The sequence below is a fragment of the Sphingorhabdus lutea genome (genome assembly GCF_001889025.1).
In the GTDB taxonomy this organism is placed as follows: domain Bacteria; phylum Pseudomonadota; class Alphaproteobacteria; order Sphingomonadales; family Sphingomonadaceae; genus Sphingorhabdus_B; species Sphingorhabdus_B lutea.
In genome coordinates, this window is sequence record NZ_CP018154.1 from 1,377,693 (window position 1) to 1,394,043 (window position 16,351).

At 43.9% G+C, this 16,351-nt stretch carries 17 protein-coding genes and 1 tRNA gene; 6 read left to right on the forward strand and 12 right to left on the reverse strand.

What is annotated here, in order from left to right; genetic code table 11:
* Positions 1 to 6: 6 nt before the first annotated feature.
* The 4 genes from LPB140_RS06545 to LPB140_RS06560 form a co-directional block, all read right to left on the reverse strand.
* Entirely contained in the window at positions 7 to 729 is a 723-nt protein-coding gene (locus LPB140_RS06545) for a polysaccharide biosynthesis/export family protein (protein WP_072559149.1), read from the reverse strand.
* Positions 730 to 876: 147 nt separating this feature from the next.
* Positions 877 to 2,034 carry a non-hydrolyzing UDP-N-acetylglucosamine 2-epimerase gene (gene wecB, locus LPB140_RS06550; protein ID WP_072559150.1) on the reverse strand — a complete coding sequence of 386 codons (1,158 nt, stop codon included), beginning with the start codon at positions 2,032 to 2,034 and terminating at the stop codon, positions 877 to 879.
* A 29-nt stretch (positions 2,035 to 2,063) separates the two neighbouring features.
* Positions 2,064 to 3,200: a polysaccharide biosynthesis C-terminal domain-containing protein gene (locus LPB140_RS06555; protein ID WP_198024079.1), complete on the reverse strand. Its 1,137-nt coding sequence runs from the start codon at positions 3,198 to 3,200 to the stop codon at positions 2,064 to 2,066.
* On the reverse strand, positions 3,200 to 4,231 hold the full coding sequence (locus tag LPB140_RS06560) for an SDR family NAD(P)-dependent oxidoreductase (protein WP_072559151.1): 1,032 nt from the start codon (positions 4,229 to 4,231) through the stop codon (positions 3,200 to 3,202). Before LPB140_RS06560 ends, LPB140_RS06555 begins: the two co-directional genes overlap by 1 nt.
* Before the next feature lie 173 nt (positions 4,232 to 4,404).
* On the opposite strand from LPB140_RS06560, the gene wecB (LPB140_RS06565) reads away from it, so the two are divergent.
* On the forward strand, positions 4,405 to 5,559 hold the full coding sequence (wecB, locus tag LPB140_RS06565; RefSeq protein ID WP_269466132.1) for a non-hydrolyzing UDP-N-acetylglucosamine 2-epimerase: 1,155 nt from the start codon (positions 4,405 to 4,407) through the stop codon (positions 5,557 to 5,559).
* Positions 5,560 to 5,689: 130 nt separating this feature from the next.
* On the opposite strand, the gene LPB140_RS06570 is transcribed toward wecB (LPB140_RS06565), so the two are convergent.
* The 4 genes from LPB140_RS06570 to LPB140_RS06585 all read right to left on the reverse strand — a co-directional run bounded on the left by LPB140_RS06570 (position 5,690) and on the right by LPB140_RS06585 (position 7,317).
* On the reverse strand, positions 5,690 to 5,890 hold the full coding sequence (locus tag LPB140_RS06570) for a hypothetical protein (protein ID WP_072559152.1): 201 nt from the start codon (positions 5,888 to 5,890) through the stop codon (positions 5,690 to 5,692).
* A gap of 132 nt (positions 5,891 to 6,022) precedes the next feature.
* Positions 6,023 to 6,436 (reverse strand): holin family protein, encoded by a 414-nt coding sequence (locus LPB140_RS06575; protein ID WP_072559153.1) that lies wholly within the window; start codon positions 6,434 to 6,436, stop codon positions 6,023 to 6,025.
* A gap of 52 nt (positions 6,437 to 6,488) precedes the next feature.
* On the reverse strand, positions 6,489 to 7,025 hold the full coding sequence (locus LPB140_RS06580; protein WP_072559154.1) for a glycoside hydrolase family 108 protein: 537 nt from the start codon (positions 7,023 to 7,025) through the stop codon (positions 6,489 to 6,491).
* A 215-nt stretch (positions 7,026 to 7,240) separates the two neighbouring features.
* Positions 7,241 to 7,317 (reverse strand) — tRNA-Pro (locus tag LPB140_RS06585).
* A gap of 401 nt (positions 7,318 to 7,718) precedes the next feature.
* On the opposite strand from LPB140_RS06585, the gene yajC reads away from it, so the two are divergent.
* The 4 genes from yajC to LPB140_RS06605 all read left to right on the forward strand — a co-directional run bounded on the left by yajC (position 7,719) and on the right by LPB140_RS06605 (position 11,119).
* The gene (gene yajC / locus LPB140_RS06590) at positions 7,719 to 8,033 is read left to right on the forward strand and encodes a preprotein translocase subunit YajC (RefSeq protein ID WP_072560582.1); all 315 of its coding nucleotides are present in this window, start codon (positions 7,719 to 7,721) and stop codon (positions 8,031 to 8,033) included.
* Between the two features lie 77 nt (positions 8,034 to 8,110).
* Complete coding sequence (gene secD, locus LPB140_RS06595) at positions 8,111 to 9,709, forward strand: protein translocase subunit SecD (RefSeq protein ID WP_072559155.1); 1,599 nt, start codon at positions 8,111 to 8,113, stop codon at positions 9,707 to 9,709.
* A 12-nt stretch (positions 9,710 to 9,721) separates the two neighbouring features.
* Complete coding sequence (secF, locus tag LPB140_RS06600; protein WP_072559156.1) at positions 9,722 to 10,711, forward strand: protein translocase subunit SecF; 990 nt, start codon at positions 9,722 to 9,724, stop codon at positions 10,709 to 10,711.
* Between the two features lie 24 nt (positions 10,712 to 10,735).
* Positions 10,736 to 11,119 carry an Mth938-like domain-containing protein gene (locus tag LPB140_RS06605; RefSeq protein WP_072559157.1) on the forward strand — a complete coding sequence of 128 codons (384 nt, stop codon included), beginning with the start codon at positions 10,736 to 10,738 and terminating at the stop codon, positions 11,117 to 11,119.
* 26 nt (positions 11,120 to 11,145) lie between these two features.
* Here the strand turns inward: LPB140_RS06605 and LPB140_RS06610 are convergent, their stop codons facing one another.
* Complete coding sequence (locus LPB140_RS06610) at positions 11,146 to 12,339, reverse strand: glycosyltransferase (protein WP_072559158.1); 1,194 nt, start codon at positions 12,337 to 12,339, stop codon at positions 11,146 to 11,148.
* A 54-nt stretch (positions 12,340 to 12,393) separates the two neighbouring features.
* Complete coding sequence (locus LPB140_RS06615) at positions 12,394 to 12,960, reverse strand: helix-turn-helix domain-containing protein (RefSeq protein WP_072559159.1); 567 nt, start codon at positions 12,958 to 12,960, stop codon at positions 12,394 to 12,396.
* Between the two features lie 99 nt (positions 12,961 to 13,059).
* Between LPB140_RS06615 and LPB140_RS06620 the strand changes: the two genes are divergently transcribed.
* Entirely contained in the window at positions 13,060 to 13,578 is a 519-nt protein-coding gene (locus LPB140_RS06620) for a DUF6456 domain-containing protein (RefSeq protein ID WP_232223372.1), read from the forward strand.
* Positions 13,579 to 13,640: 62 nt separating this feature from the next.
* On the opposite strand, the gene LPB140_RS06625 is transcribed toward LPB140_RS06620, so the two are convergent.
* A complete protein-coding gene (locus LPB140_RS06625; RefSeq protein WP_072559160.1) occupies positions 13,641 to 15,455 on the reverse strand; it encodes an ABC-F family ATP-binding cassette domain-containing protein in 1,815 nt (604 codons plus the stop codon).
* Positions 15,456 to 15,551: 96 nt separating this feature from the next.
* Positions 15,552 to 16,295 (reverse strand): SIMPL domain-containing protein, encoded by a 744-nt coding sequence (locus tag LPB140_RS06630; RefSeq protein ID WP_072559161.1) that lies wholly within the window; start codon positions 16,293 to 16,295, stop codon positions 15,552 to 15,554.
* Between the last annotated feature and the right edge of the window lie 56 nt (positions 16,296 to 16,351).

Here is a 16,351-nt window from a genome sequence, read left to right on the forward strand (position 1 = left end):
TTTTTATTACTTCTGGAATAAAATGATAAGGGGCGTGGTCAATAATGGCGCAGCCTGTAACAAGTCTTTAAATATTCTTCTTGATGCAGAATCGCCCACAATAACAATGTCGTTGGCGTAAATTTCTGGATCGGGATAATTGCCGTTTCTAATCGCGCCAATATCATAAAGACCGGCAAATTTTTGGTCATTTACCGTTCTAAACACCACCACGTTGTTCAATTTTGCAAATTCGCTGGTTCCACCTGCCGTGGCCACGGCGCCCATCAGCGTCATTCTGCCAATAACGGGGTAAAGGCCGGGTTTATCAACCTGTCCATCAACGGTGACGACTTGGCTTAAAGTTTCAATTAAATTCACCGAAACATAGGGGTCGCGCACATAATTGCCGCGTAATTTCGCCTCTATATTTTTACCTAATTCACCGGGGGTAAGGCCGGCCGCTTGCACCACACCGATTAATGGCATGGAGATTTGACCGCTGGCATCGGCCTGTAATTCGGCTCTGCTAATTTCAGGAATGCCAAAAACATCAATAGATAATTTATCAAATGGCCCGATTAAATAGGGGCGCGCGCTGGCGATTAAGTCCCTTGCCTCTGGCGGGGGAAGGTCAGCATAGTTTATCACCTTAATATCTGATGCCTGACCAATTGGGGGAGCGCCACCGCAGGATACCAAAATTATTGAGATGAAGGCAGCAAAAACCACTTTTAATTGAAAACGCATATTAGGCTCCAAAACTGCAAAAACATATTTGCATGGTGAATAGGCAATAGTAAGCAACGAGTCTAGCTGCAAATAGATAAGTGCCTATAATATAAGATATAAATTAAACAAGATTTGCGGGTGGTTTTTTTACAAAAATTGACCCATTCATCCTACATAATCATGCATGCGGATTCCATCCCAGCTATTGGATAATTTTGCTGTTCCCATGATCAATTTGACCACCCGTTCAGAGCTGTTTAAAATTTGATAATCCGCTGGCACTGGGCAGGCAATGCCATTTTCTTTACGTTCATCATAAATGGCGCGGACAAGTTTAATCGATTGTAATATGGTGCTGCTGTCCAATCCGGTCATCACAATATTGCCGGTGTCCACTGCTTCTGGCCGTTCAATGGCATCGCGCGGTGTAATCGCCGGAAAATCAAGCATGCTGCTTTCTTCGGCAATGGTGCCGCTGTCTGAAATGGCGCAATATGCATTCATTTGTAGATTATTATAATCATGAAAACCAAATGGTTTCATTTCCTGAATCCGTTCGTCAATTTGGACATTGGTTAAATTTTCCAAACGGTTTTTGGTGCGCGGATGGGTGGATAAAATAATTGGTATATCATATGTTTGGGCGATATTGTTAAGTGCCATCATCAACATGGTCAGCCTTTCTTTGCTGTCCACATTTTCTTCCCTGTGCATAGAAACAATAAAATATCCGTCTTTTTTCAGTCCCAATTCAGCCAAAATATTGGAGGCATTTATTCTATCGCGATAATGGTGCAGCACCTCATGCATGGGTGATCCGGTTAAATTTATCCGGCGATGATGTATCCCCTCTGATAATAAATGGCGGCGTGCATGTTCGGTATATACTAGGTTAAAATCGCTAATATGATCGACCAATTTGCGGTTGGTTTCTTCGGGCACATTGCGGTCAAAGCTGCGATTTCCCGCCTCCATATGATAAACAGGAATTTTCAAACGCCGCGCCATAATTGCCGAAATAGCGCTGTTCGTATCGCCAAGGACAAGCAAGGCATCAGGCCGGTTTTCCTTTAATTCTTTTTCCGTTTCGATTAAAATACCGCCCAAAACAGCGCCCAAGGAGCTGGTGTCAACGCCCAAAAAACGATCAGGTTGACGCACATTTAAATCATTAAAGAAAATTTCGTTCAGCTCATAATCCCAATTTTGGCCGGTATGCACGATACGATGGTCAGTATGTTGGTCCAATCGTGCCAAAACGCGCGACAGACGGATAATCTCCGGTCTTGTGCCCAATATGGTGGTAACTTTTAATTTGCTCATGTCATGCTCCGAATTGGCCGCGATTTTGATTATATGGCGTCCGCAAAAGTATCTGGATTTTTTGGGTCAAATAAATGATGCGCCCAAAAATAGGTGATAACATTGTCATCACCCTCATTTTCAATATGATGTGTGTGCAAGGGCGGCATATCAATGGCAACTGGGGTATCACCGCTTACATGAAATGTCTGCACTTCATCGGTCAAAACTTTACGCACCCTGATGGTTGCATTTCCTGCCACAACCAAAAAACGCTCCACCAAGTCCAAATGGAAATGATCGCCGCGTTTTTGTCCGGGCAAAGTGGTGGATATGAAGGATTGGCTGCAATCGCCGCCCTTTGCGCTTTCAAATAATATGCCGCGATTGTCCGAATTCACCTTAATCGGTTTTGGATAATGGGCCGGATAGCCGCCTGTGCGATAACTGTTAAATAATGCCAGTTCAAAATCATCGGCAAAATTGGGGAAAATATTGGCCGAATAATCATCATGAAATTTTTGCAATTTTGCAAATAGATCAATGACAGAAATAGGCCGTCCTTGCGGCTTCATTCGTTGACAAGACGTGTCCCCACCCAAAATGGCAAGGCCGGTATCAATGGCCAATTGGGCTGCCGCCCCTGCATGTAACAGCTCTACCTTGCCATCTGGGTTAATGTCGGGTTGTTCATTTTTCCAAATTTGGTCAATCAATGTTGCGGTGACATTATTATAATATGGCCGCGCACATTCGCCAAAAATATGTGGTAAAATGATATCGCAATATTTTTCACCTGCAAATATGGCCAGCTTTTCCCCTGCAATTCGTTTTGAACGACCATAAAAGCTGTCATTGGCGGCATGGGTGCTATTTGCATAAATCAGGGCAGGGGCAATGCCCGCGCGTTGGCATGCTGTAACCAATTGGTCGGCAATGGCGGGGTTTGCGGCCTCCACTTCATCTTCTGGCCCGCGGTTGACGCCGGCAAAATGCAGGATGATGTCGGTATTTTTTAACGCAGCGGCAAGTGCATCGGCATTTTGGAATATATTGCGGTCAATTTGGATGAGTTGATATGGCTCTGCCTCACCTTTAAATTTTGCCGCGCAATTTTGTGCATGAATGCGCGCGGCGCTATGCCAACCAAGCAGTCCCGTCGCGCCCGTGATTGCAATTTTTATCATTATTGACCCTGCCAACCTTGCAATTCGGCCTGAACTTCGGGAAGGGATAATAATAATTCCTTCACGCCTGCCACATCCAAACGATGGGTATTATGCGAATGATAATCATCCAATTGGGCTGTCTTGCTTTCACCCTCGTCAAAAAAGCTGCTATAATTTAAATCGCGCCCATCAAGCTGCAACCGCCAATAATCGCCCAAATCTTCCGACGTGGTCAGCTCTTGTGCGCTTGCCAATGTTTCATATAATTTTTCGCCATGCCGCCACCCAATCACAATAACCTTGTGATCCGGCGCATTAAATAATTGTTTCAATGCCTCGACAAGGTCAGCAATTGTTGCAGCCGACGCCTTTTTAACAAATAAATCGCCCTGACGAACATGTTCAAACGCATAATGGACCAAGGCGACACTATCGCGCAGGGGCATTAAAAAACGCGTCATTTCCGGTTCGGTTATGGTGATCGGCGTGCCTTCTTTAATCTGTTTAATGAATAAAGGGATAACCGATCCACGCGAATACATGACATTACCATAACGAACGCAGGCAATTTTTGTGTCGCCATCTGCGCCAATTTCCCGCGCTGCGGCCTGTGCATGTTTTTCCATCATCGCCTTGGACATGCCCATTGCGTTTATGGGCATAACCGCCTTATCGGTTGATAGGCAGACCAAAGTTTTCACCTTATGGTGGATGGCCGAACGAATAACATTTTCGCTGCCCATAATATTGGTGCGTACCGCCTCAAATGGGAAAAATTCACAACTTGGCACTTGTTTCAGGGCGGCTGCATGGAAAATGGCATCCACACCGTTAACGGCGCGGTCGACACTGCTTCTATCGCGAATATCACCAATGAAAAAACGAACGCGCGGATCATTTAACTGTGACCGGATGGCATCCTGTTTTTCTTCGTCCCGGCTTAAAATTCGGATTTCGGGTGTGTCACGTTCCAACAGGCTGCGCATCATTGTTTTGCCAAATGATCCGGTGCCGCCGGTAATCAGTACTGAATTGATTTTATTTGCCATTTTATTTGCCTAATTAAAGATAATTTTTACATTTGATAGGGCATATAAATGCTAATTATATTGCCATTTTACGGGTAAATGGCCGTTTATCAATTTTTTTGCAAGGATTTGCTTATATAAATATATCAAAGGTCAAAATATCACGCCTCAACAAAATATAAAATGGGATAAATATGTCGGATAAGATGAAAATAATGCTGGTTTTCGGGACAAGACCAGAGGCGATTAAAATGGCCCCTTTATTGCACAAATTACGGGAATATCCTGAAATATTTGACGTGAAATGCTGCGTCACGGCGCAACATCGCCAAATGTTGGACAATGTTCTGGAAACTTTTTCAATCACGCCCGATTATGATTTGGACATTATGAAGGCTGGACAGGATTTAACCGATATTACCAGCAATGTTTTAACCGCACTTCGTGATTTATTTAAGACCGAGCGGCCAGATTTTATCTTGGTTCATGGCGATACCAGCACGACAATGGCGGCATCAATGGCAAGTTTTTATGCCGGCATTAAAATTGGCCATGTAGAGGCGGGGCTGCGCACTCATAATCTTTATGCGCCATTTCCCGAAGAATTTAACCGAAAAATGGCGGGAATGGTGGCGAATTTGCATTTTGCGCCAACCCAAAAAAGCGCACAAAACCTTATCAATGAGGGGGTGGATAGCCAGAAGATTTTTATCACGGGTAATAGTGTGATTGATGCTTTATATTTTATGACCGATAAATTGGACAATGATGCCGATTTTACCGTGAAAATTGATCATGAAATAAATTCCCAGCTTGGCTTTGATTGGCAGGCATCCCAATATATTTTGATGACAGGACATAGGCGGGAAAATTTTGGTGTAAATTTCATCAATATTTGCCGCGCGATAAAGCATTTATCGGTGAAATATCCCAGCACACAATTTATTTATCCGGTGCATTTAAACCCCAATGTGATAAAACCCGTCAATGATATATTGGCCGATTGCCCCAATGTGCATCTTATCAAACCGCTTAATTATGAACCATTTGTTCGATTGTTAAGTAAATCACATATTATATTAACCGACAGTGGCGGGATTCAAGAAGAAGCGCCCAGCCTGGGCAAACCGGTATTGGTAATGCGCGATGTAACCGAACGGCCAGAGGCGGTGGACGCGGGCACGGTGAAATTGGTGGGGGCGGATTATGAAAATATTATCCGCCATGTTTCAATGTTATTGGATGATAATGCATATTATCAAAGCATGTCGGGCGCTCACAATCCCTATGGCGATGGGACAACTGCTGAACAAATAGTTAAGATTTTGGAAAATCACAAAGCTGATTAAATCAGCTATGGCAGGATGAAGATCAAAAAGAGCGCAAAAATAATGATGGCATAAAAAAAGACCCGCTGAAGTTAATCAACGGGCCTTTTTCAATTATTTGCTGTCGCAAAAATTTCTGGAAAACCAGAAATTACATTGCGTTTGCAACGGTGTTGCCAGCTTCTTCAACTGTGTTGCCAGCGTCTTCAACAACGTTACCAGCTTCTTCAACTACGTTTGCAGTTTCTTCTACTGTGTTTTCAACGGTGTTTTCAGCTTTTTCGCCGCAACCAGCAAGGCCAGCGCCAACCAAAACCATAGCAGCTGCTGTAGCTTGAACAAATTTCTTCATTAAATTAACCCCTTTAATTTGTAATGTTTCCGAAACGGAATGACAGCAAATAAGGAAGTCGTGCTTTAATTGCAAGCATGTTTGTATAAAAATAGATATTTTTTTAGGGTAAATGGCAGAAATAGGTAGTTTTTACTTATCTGTTCCCTTCGATTTTCCCCATTGACGGGCGGCTGTATAGCCTAAATAGCCTGTCGCGAACAAAGCATATAGCTCTTCAGGTAGCCCATTTAGATAAATATTCATCCCATTTGCGATATGTTGTGCCGATTCCGGTTTGAATGCTGCAATAATACCCATGGGAATCGACCATAATATAATAAGATAGATTACATATAAAAAACTTGGCCTTGCTCTGCTTGTCCATGGGTCTTTTGAGTTTGCTTCTTCGATAATGGCGGATAGCTGAACCTTTATCAGGTCCATTTCTTGATTCGCTTCTAATTTTAAAAGCTCCAGCTTTGCCTTATCGCGTGCTGTCTTATCTGGTATCACCTTGTCAATTATTTGCACCAATGGGCTGATTAAATCGGCGATTATAGGCATAAAAATCCTTTCATTTATTTTTTTGAAATTAAGTCGAATTTATTGGCTTCAATTAACCAATACGGTTTGCAATCCATCCATAGGTAAAGCTTTCATTTCGGGGGCGCTTTTCGCTTATCTCAATATAAAAATGCCCTTGAAGCGCATTTATTGCTTTTACCAAAACTTTGGCGCCTTGTGGCCCGCGATATGCGATAAATTGACTTGTCGCGGTTAAGGTTGATGGCCCAATTTGGCCATCAATACGCAGGTCATGATAATCTTTTTCCTGCCGATTTAGGGCGTTTAACGCACGTTGAAGGAATTTTATCGATCGTGTATTTCCCATATTTACAGCAATATCAAAAAGCTTTGCGGATATTATAGGGGCAATTTCATATATTTTGTGAAATTGTGGGCCTGTCCAATATTGTTTGCGATAAATATTTTTTGCAAATTCGATGCTGATGTCGCGCATTGCGCCATCATATCCACATTGCCGGGCCACTTTTTCGGTAATGCCATATTTTGTTGGGCCGCCCTTGTCATCGGGATGGTCGATATATCCGCCTTCAACCTTAATAATTTTATCTAGTAAATTCTCTATCATGCCGCTATCCTTTCCGCATGATAATAACCAAATAGGTTATTTGTAGGAAAGAATAATTTTTATAAATGGGCGTTTAGTTTGTTATATAATGGCGGCGTAAAGTAGCAGTGGGCGCTATATATATAAATTAAAAATATTATGCTGATCTAAGGTTGTGATAAAGCCTGCCCGAAATAAACAGGGCTATAAAATAAATCAGATTTTTTTAGAAAAATTGGTCGGGACGAGAGGATTCGAACCTCCGACCCCCACACCCCCAGTGTGATGCGCTACCAGGCTGCGCTACGTCCCGACCATGGGCAGGCATATATGTGGGACGGGATATAAGTGCAAGCAACTTTAACGATATAAAGCAAAAATATTGAGATTTTTTCGAAGATGTAAAAATTTAGCGCTGAGTTCATGTTCAAAATATTAGTTAATTGATGAAAATATAAGAGTGAGGATAGGTAATTAAGGCGAAATCCCACCTCGTCATAATTCGCTATAGGCCTTGTTTGGCGTTGCAGTATATTATGCAGCATGATAAGCGCGTGCATTGAAAAAATAGGATGCCGAACTTATTTGATTGAAAGCTGTTTTATATTCAAATCTTTGAACAGTTTGAATATAAAACAATGCCGGTAAATTATTGAAATTATTTGGCAATGTAAAATATCTAGTGGGGAATATATAGTGGATTATTTGTTTTTTATGGCGCAGGGCGCTGCATCATCATCATCAGGTGCAGGATTTTTGGTTAATGTCATGCCATTAATTTTGATATTTTTTGTGTTTTATTTCTTCATTATTCGCCCACAAAGCAAACGTCAAAAGGCGCATGAAGCCAAAATTGGTGCGGTTCAAAAAAATGATAATGTGGTTACCGCAGGCGGCCTGATGGGCAAGGTTACAAAGGTTGCTGATGACCATGTGGAGGTGGAAATTGCCACTGGTGTTCGGGTAAAGGCTGTAAAAAATACCCTGGCCGATGTGCAATCGCGCAATGCAAAACCTGCAAATGACTAATCAGGTTTTATAAATTTAATACTTATACATATTGGTTACCTCTATTTATTTTAGAGCTGATTTGAACGGAATATTGAATGTCAGATTTTACCAAGCCAAGAATTTGGTTCTTAAACGCAATATTATTGGTGGGGATATTATTTTCCTTGCCAAGTTTGTTGCCGCAAAAAATTCATGATCAAATTCCTTCATTTCTGCCCAGCAAAACAATCAATCTTGGACTCGACCTTGCCGGTGGTAGCCACATTTTGTTGGAAGCTGACCCAGCAGAGGTAATCACCATTAGGCTTGAGCAAATGGAGGATTCGGTTCGTAGCGCCATGCGCAAGGCCGAGCCGCGCATTGCGATTGAGAATATATCACGTGCGGGTAATAAATTAAGCTTTGTGGTTACAGACCCCAGTCAGGTTGATGCCGCGCGGGAGGCTGTATTACCGTTAATGGGCTCTGCCTCTGGCGGGCGTGATTATGAATTAAGCGTAGTTGACGGCAATAAAATGATCCTGACCCCAACGCAGCAAAGCATTTCCGATTCAATCGACAATGCGATGGATTCTGCCAAGGATGTTATTGACCGCCGGATTAACGCACTTGGCACATTAGAGCCGACAATTATTCGTGAAGGGAGTGAGCGTATTGTGGTGCAGGCTCCTGGGCTTGCCGATCCAGAGGCGTTGAAAAGATTAATTGGTAAAACGGCAAAGCTGGAATTTAAGTTGGTGGATGAAAATGCCGATCCAGCGGAAACCGCGCAGGGCAAGGCAAGGGTAGGCAGCCAGATTCTGCCCTATCCCTCTAACCCAAGTGGCACGCCAGTTATTGCTGTCCGCCGGTTGGGCGGCATTGGCGGCGATCGGTTGACCGGCGCACAACAGGGATTTGACAGCCAAAGCAATGAACCGGTTGTCAATATCTCCTTTGATACAGAGGGCGGGCGCAAATTTGCCGATATGACTACAAAAAATACTGGTAAATTATTTGCCATTATTTTGGATGGTCAGGTTATCTCTGCGCCGCGGATTAACGAACCCATTCGCGGCGGGCAGTCGCAAATTTCGGGCAGCTTTACGGTGGAAAGCGCCAATGACCTTGCCATTGCATTGAACAGCGGCGCATTGCCCGTTGAATTAAAAGTGGTGGAGGAGCGCTCCGTTGGTCCAGATTTGGGTGCAGACTCCATTAAAAAAGGTGTGTTAGCAGCGCTTATCGGAACAACGGCTGTTTTGTTTTTTATGCTGCTTACCTATGGCCGATTTGGTGTTTATGCCAATTTGGCGTTGGTATTAAATGTGTTTTTAATTTTAGGTGTCATGGCGATGATCGGTTCTACCCTGACATTGCCGGGCATTGCCGGATTCGTGCTGACCATTGGCGCGGCGGTTGACGCAAATGTGCTTATTAACGAGCGGATACGCGAAGAACAAAGGCGAGGGCGCAAAATTATCGCCGCGATTGAAAATGGTTATAAAGAGGCCAGTCGCGCAATTTTTGACGCGAACATCACCAATGTGATTGCCGGTGTTTTATTATTTGCATTTGGCTCTGGCCCTGTTCGCGGATTTGCCGTGGTTCTTATCATCGGTATTATCACCAGTGTGTTTACCGCCGTTACAATTACAAGAATGTGGGTATCTTTCTGGTTAAAAAGAAACCGCCCCACAGAATTGGTTATATAAGGGATTATGACGATGAAACTATTGAAACTGGTTCCAGACAATACCAATTTTCGTTTTTTAAGATTGCGCAATTTTGCCATTGGCATCAGCGTGCTTTTAATGATTGCCTCGTTAATTTTGGTCGGCACGCGCGGGTTAAACTATGGCGTCGATTTTATTGGCGGACAGATGATAAGGGCGACATTCACCCAAACAAAAGAAGCACCAGTGTCCGAATTGCGTCACCAAATTGGCGCTTTGGGTTATGGTGAGCCGACAATACAAAGATTTGGGCAAGAAAACCAAATCTCCATCCGGATGAAATTACCTGAAGGCGCGGATAAAAATCCAGAACTTGCCAATATTATGGCGGATAAAATTACCGCTTCGTTGAAAAGCAATCATAAGGATGTACGGGTCGATGGCGTGGATTCGGTTTCGGGTAAGGTGTCATCGGAATTGTTCAGCACGGGTATCATTTCATTATTGGCGGCTATGATTGCCATTTCAATTTATATTTGGGTGCGGTTTGAATGGCAATTTGGCGCTGGGGCAATTTTTGCGTTGGTCCATGACGTTACTTTGACCTTTGGCTTATTCTCGCTGACCCAGATGGAATTTGACCTTAATATCATCGCGGCCTTGCTAACCATTATTGGTTATTCGTTAAATGACACGATTGTGGTATATGACCGCATCAGAGAAAATTTGATGAAATATCGTAAGATGGAAGTTCCCGCTTTGCTGGATCTTTCGGTCAATGAAACCTTGTCTAGAACAGTGATGACAAGTTTGACCATTTTAATGCCATTATCGATTTTGGTTCTTTTCGGTCCAAATGTAATTTTTGGTTTTGCGGTGGCAATGGCATTTGGTATTTTTGTCGGCACTTATTCCTCCATTTATATGGCTGCGCCTTTCCTGATTTGGTTAAAAGTTCGCGCGGACAGCTTTGTCCCTGTAAATGAAGGAAATGACGATAATGCAGCGCGGATGCAGGAAGGATATGGCGCGGTGGTTTAATCCACCGTTTCATACACGCTTTTTATGATAGAGCTTCATCGTGATGATGCACCTCAAGGGCCGTTTATTTCGCATATGGGCGAACGCGGTTTTTGCATCAATAAAATTTGGTATAGCGGCGGCATTTGGATGACGGGTGACATGGCATGTGATTGGTTGCCGCCTGCACTGGAAAATCTTACGCTTAATGATTTACAGCCTTTATTTGACCAATTGCCACATATTGAAATGCTATTATTGGGCACGGGGCAAAATCTTATCTGGCCAAATGGCACAATGCGGCGTGCGATGCGCGATATTGGCATTGGTTTAGAGGTTATGGACAGCAAAGCAGCGGCGCGCAGCTGGTCATTTCTGCGTGCGGAGGGGCGATTGGTCGCGGCGGCTTTATATCCGCATGGTGCATAAATTTCCGTCCTATGTGGCCGAATATATCATTGTGATTGGTTTATACCGACAATATTTTTAAAATATTTTGCCAATAATCGGCCATTTTCATGCCATGAAAATTGGGCAGCTTGCTCCGCAATGGCTGCTGGAGTGGCGCGGTTTTTGGCAAGTAAATTTACCGCATCGACAATCGCATCGGCGCTGCGTTCAATCAAATATCCGCTATCTGGGCCTCTGACCAATTCCTCTGCACCGCCCACATTACATGTTATAATCGGTGTGCCGCAACCAATGGATTCGACCCACGCATTGGCCAACCCTTCGGACGCAGTGGGCAACACCATGGCAAAGGCATGTTGGTATAAGGACGGCAGGTCTTCATTATCCACATTGCCCAAAAATGTGACACGGTCCGAAAGGCCAAGCGAGGCTGCCTGAGCACGTAAAGCTGCTTCATCTGGTCCGCTGCCGGCCAAAACATAATGATAATGCTTGGGTAAAGACGCCACCGCGTCAATGACAAATGATTGGCCCTTACGTTCGATTAAGGCGCCAACGGATAATAAATAAGGGGCATTACCACCTTTGGAGGTTAAAATATCGGGTAATTGCCCTGCCTTTGTGCTGGGGTGAAATTTATTGCGGTCCAAACCTGTATAATGGACGGTTATTTTATTTTCATTCACGCCATACGCCACAATATCGCGTTTTAATGCGCCCGAAACGGCAAATAAATGCACTGCATTGTCCGCCGCCTTTTTCCATAAATTTTTGCAACCAAATTTACTTCCCCAAAGATGAACATCGGCGCCCCTTGCCTTTATGGTATAAGGGATGTTCAATTTTTCCGCCACTATCATCGCGGCAGGACCATCGGGATAGAAAAATTCTGCATCAATCACATCAATGGGGGATTGGGCATGAATTTTTTTTATGATTGGTAAAATGGCCGATGCAATGAAGTGCGGATTTACTGGCCCACCAAATTTGGGGATAAGAGGAAATGAGGGGCGAAAAATTTTTAATCCGCGCCAATCTGAGGCAATATTTGAAACCAGATGTTTATTTGTCGATGGCATAAATATTGAAATGGGCCATGGGGCAATGCCAATGGGGTTGATTACCGTGACCTTTACATTATCTTGCGCTGCAAGTGAGGCGGTTTGACGCTCAACAAATATGCCGAAATTCGGCCTGTCGCTATTTGGAAAAAGTGTAGAGAGCGTCAAAATATGCATTTAATGTCATTATGCCCCATGAATAAATTTATTGAATAAAAATAGGCTTAATATTTACATAAGCTGCCGAAATAAATTGCGTGCGCGGCCAATCCACGCCGGATCGTTCAAAATTTGTTGTCTTTGCCCCGCATGATGCGGCAAAATTTGAATACGTCCATTCTCGCGCCCAATTAAACGGCCAAAGATAAAGCGCCCATCGGGTCGCGGGACCAAAATATCGGCGTTTAGCGCCTCAATAAATTGGGTGGGGGGTAATTTTTGCAGCCAAATCTCATCACCTGCGCGATATTCGCCGCTGCTTATTGCCATGCGCATTGCCATCATATTTTCATCGGCCATGGGGCTTAATGATTTTTGCGGCGTGCCGGGCGCAAGGCAGCCTTTTTCATCCAAAATTGCTGCTATTTCAATTTCTGACTGCTGCGCAATGGCGATTAAATCGGCGCTATTCACATTTAAAGCTGCGGCAATACGGTTTAACCAATCAATCGATAATGTCCGCATGCCCGTTTCCAAACGGCCAATTGTCTGCGCTGTAGTGGGCGGGGTGCAGCGCATGGCAACATCGGCCAAAGTCATTTTTTTTTGAATTCTTATGCTGCGAATATGGTTTTTCATCTTGCTGCCTAAAATTTTTTTAACCTAATAGGTTTTTACTTTCCTACATTATCGCCAAAATGGCAAGTATATATTTATATTTTAAGATGGAGAATCAATATGAATAAAAAAATGTCGGTGGGTGATATTGGTTATAATTTCGGGATGGACCGTAAAATGGTGGATAAAGATATTAAAGAAAATATAGGAATATCGGGCCGGGTTCGAAAAAGAACCGTTTCGGTTAATTTACATGAATCCCCCTTGGGATGGTTGCACAGCCACGGCCATATTAACGACGCGCAATTATTAGCAGGAGAGAAATTGCGCCGTGATTTTGAAATGGCGGGTCTATCGCCCAATGTGACCATGAATTGGGATGGGTTATCGGTGCGTCATGGAAAAAATGGCGCGGCGCAAAGCCCGATTAGCCATGTGGCAATTGATGCAAAGGCCAGATTTCTGTTGGCGATGAAAGAAATGGGCAGCGATTTATATGATATTTGTTGGCGGGTTATTTGCGCGGGAGAGAAGATAAATTTGGCTGAGCGTCAATTGGGCTGGCCAAATCGTTCCGGAAAACTGGTGCTGCGCATTGCTTTGGACCGATTGGTGCGGCATTATAAAATATCATTATAATTATTGCAGCAGCATGGAATTTTTACTGCATAGCATAGTCGCTGCGTGGTTGGCCGCGCCTGTTACTGATTAAATTTCTCGGCCAATTCGGCGACTTCTAACCATCTTAATTCAGCTTCATCCTTTTGATTGCGAAGGTCCTCATTTTTTTGGGTAAGGGCGGAAAATCTATCAAAATCATTACTATATAAATTGGGGTTGGAGAGTTCAGCTTCATTCGCGGCAATTTCCGCCTCAATCTTTTCAATTTTTGCAGGCAATAATTCAAAATCGCGCTGTTCCATATAGGATAATTTTTGCTTCGGCGCTGATGCTGTCCTATTTTCAACCTTAGCATTATCCTTTGAAAGGGGCTTTGATTTGGTGATTTGTTCCTTTGGCGGGGTGCGTTTTGCCTCCCAATCGGCATAGCCGCCGGCAATAATGTCGACCTTGCCTGACCCATCCAGACCAAGGGTTAAGGTGACGGTGCGGTCCAAAAAGTCGCGATCATGGCTGACCAATAAAACCGTGCCGTCATAATCGGCAATTACCTCTTGCAATAAATCAAGGGTTTCAAGGTCTAAATCATTGGTAGGTTCGTCGAGCACCAATAAATTTGCCTCCCGCGCAAATTCACGCGCCAATAAAATTCGCGAACGCTCCCCGCCGGATAAAGTGCCGATTTTGGCCTCAATCAATTCAGGATCGAATAAAAATTCTTTCAAATATCCCTGCACATGCTTTTTATGGCCGCGCACCATAATCCAATCACTGCCATCGGCAAGGACGTCACGAACCCGTTTGTCGGGGGATAATAATTTGCGCTGTTGGTCAATCACAATGCCGGTCAGGGTTTGTGCCCTTGTTGCTGTGCCTGTATCTGGCTCTAACTCACCGGTTAACATTTTGATCAAGGTGGTTTTACCTGCGCCATTGCGCCCGACAATGCCAATACGGTCGCCGCGTTGAATGCGCAGGGTAAAATTATCAATGATGGTGCGTTTATTCTCACCCTCGCCAAAGGATTTGCTTATCCCATCGGCATTGATAACGGTTTTTGTTTTGCTGTCATCATTGCCTGCCGCCAATTTTGCCGTACCCTGTGGGCCAAGCATGGCCGCGCGCTGCGCCCGCAATTCATATAATTTTTCCAGCCGCCCCTGATTTCTTTTGCGCCGCGCGGTGACCCCGCGTGCCAACCAATGCGCCTCAATCTTTAAATGGGCATCCATTTTTTTGGTGGCGCGGGCTTCTTCTTCATGGACTTTTTCCATCCATGCTTCATATCCGCCAAAGCCAATTTCATTGCGGCGCATCTTCCCGCGATCAAGCCAAAATGTCTGTCTGGTTAAGCTGGTTAAAAAACGCCTATCATGGCTGATGACCAAAAATGCGCCCTTAAAACGCTGTAACCAATCCTCCAGCCACTCAATCGCAGCCAAATCCAAATGATTGGTTGGTTCGTCCAATAATAATAAATCTGGCTCGCTGGCCAATGCCTTGCAAATGGCGGCGCGGCGTTTTTCTCCGCCGCTTGCGGTGCTGCTTTTCGTGCTTAAATTTATGCCAATTTGTTCGGCAATTGCCTCCACCGCATATTGGGGAGGGGCATTTTCGCCCGCAACACAAAAATCAAGCAATGTTTCAAATGGCCCAAAATCCGGATTTTGATTCAACATCACAATATGCGTGCCGGGAATGACGCTTCTTGTGCCCTTATCCGCCTCTATCTGTCCGGCGATAAGTTTCATCAATGTGGTTTTGCCTGCACCATTTCGGCCAATTAAGGCAAGTCGGTCGCGTGGTCCGATATGCAAGTCCATATCCGAAAATAACCATCCCGCGCCCTGATGCAGTGAAAGGCCCTCATATGAAAAAATTGGTGGTTGCGACATGGCACAGCGCATAGCCGCACCGGTTAAAATGGGCAAGCCAAATTGGCGGGCTTGTTAATTATGCAAAAGCGCGGATACGGGTTTTACCCATAATATTTATGGCGTCATTTCATAGGCAAGCACAAGAGCTGCCGTAATTTCAATATCGCTAGGCATGAAATTTGCAGGTTCAGGGGCGACTGCCTCTACGGCGGCTTCATATGCCATTTCGACAGTGTCTCTTGTCGCCATGGCTTCGCTTTCAATATTTTCTTTTACATTAAGCAATTTAACGCCCGAATATCCGGCAAATTTTGCGTGCCAATTTGCGCGTTTTTTGGCGTTTAACAATGCCGTTTCGGTGGCCTTTTGCAAATAGGGTTCTTTGTTTAATAAATCAAATTCAGTGTAATTTAGGCTGCTTGCTCCTGATTTAATAATATTATTGGCGATATTATTGACCTTCTCAATATCGGCTATATCTTTGATAATAATATTTAAATTACGGTGCGCACTATATCCCTTTACCTTATAAGGGGTGGTGTCATAATCATAATCGGGGCTGATGTTTTTTTGATCGGAGACGATGTCTTCTTCCATTATTCCGGCGGATTTTGCTGCTGCTATGGCCTGACCCAATTTTTGATCGGCGGCCAAAATGGCCTTATTTTTATCCTTATCCTGTGCCGATATGGTAAAATATAATGTCACCATATCGGGTTTTACTTTAATGGTCTCCCTGACGCTTAAATCAATAACCGGTCCGGTTGGGTTGGTCATATTCACCGTTTCAGCGGCGGCAATGTTTAAGGGGATAAAGGCAGTAAATAACGCAAGCGAACAAAATAATGATTTATTCATAAATATCCTCCGGATAATAAATTTCCTTATGATGCGAATATTTTATTAAGGTTACA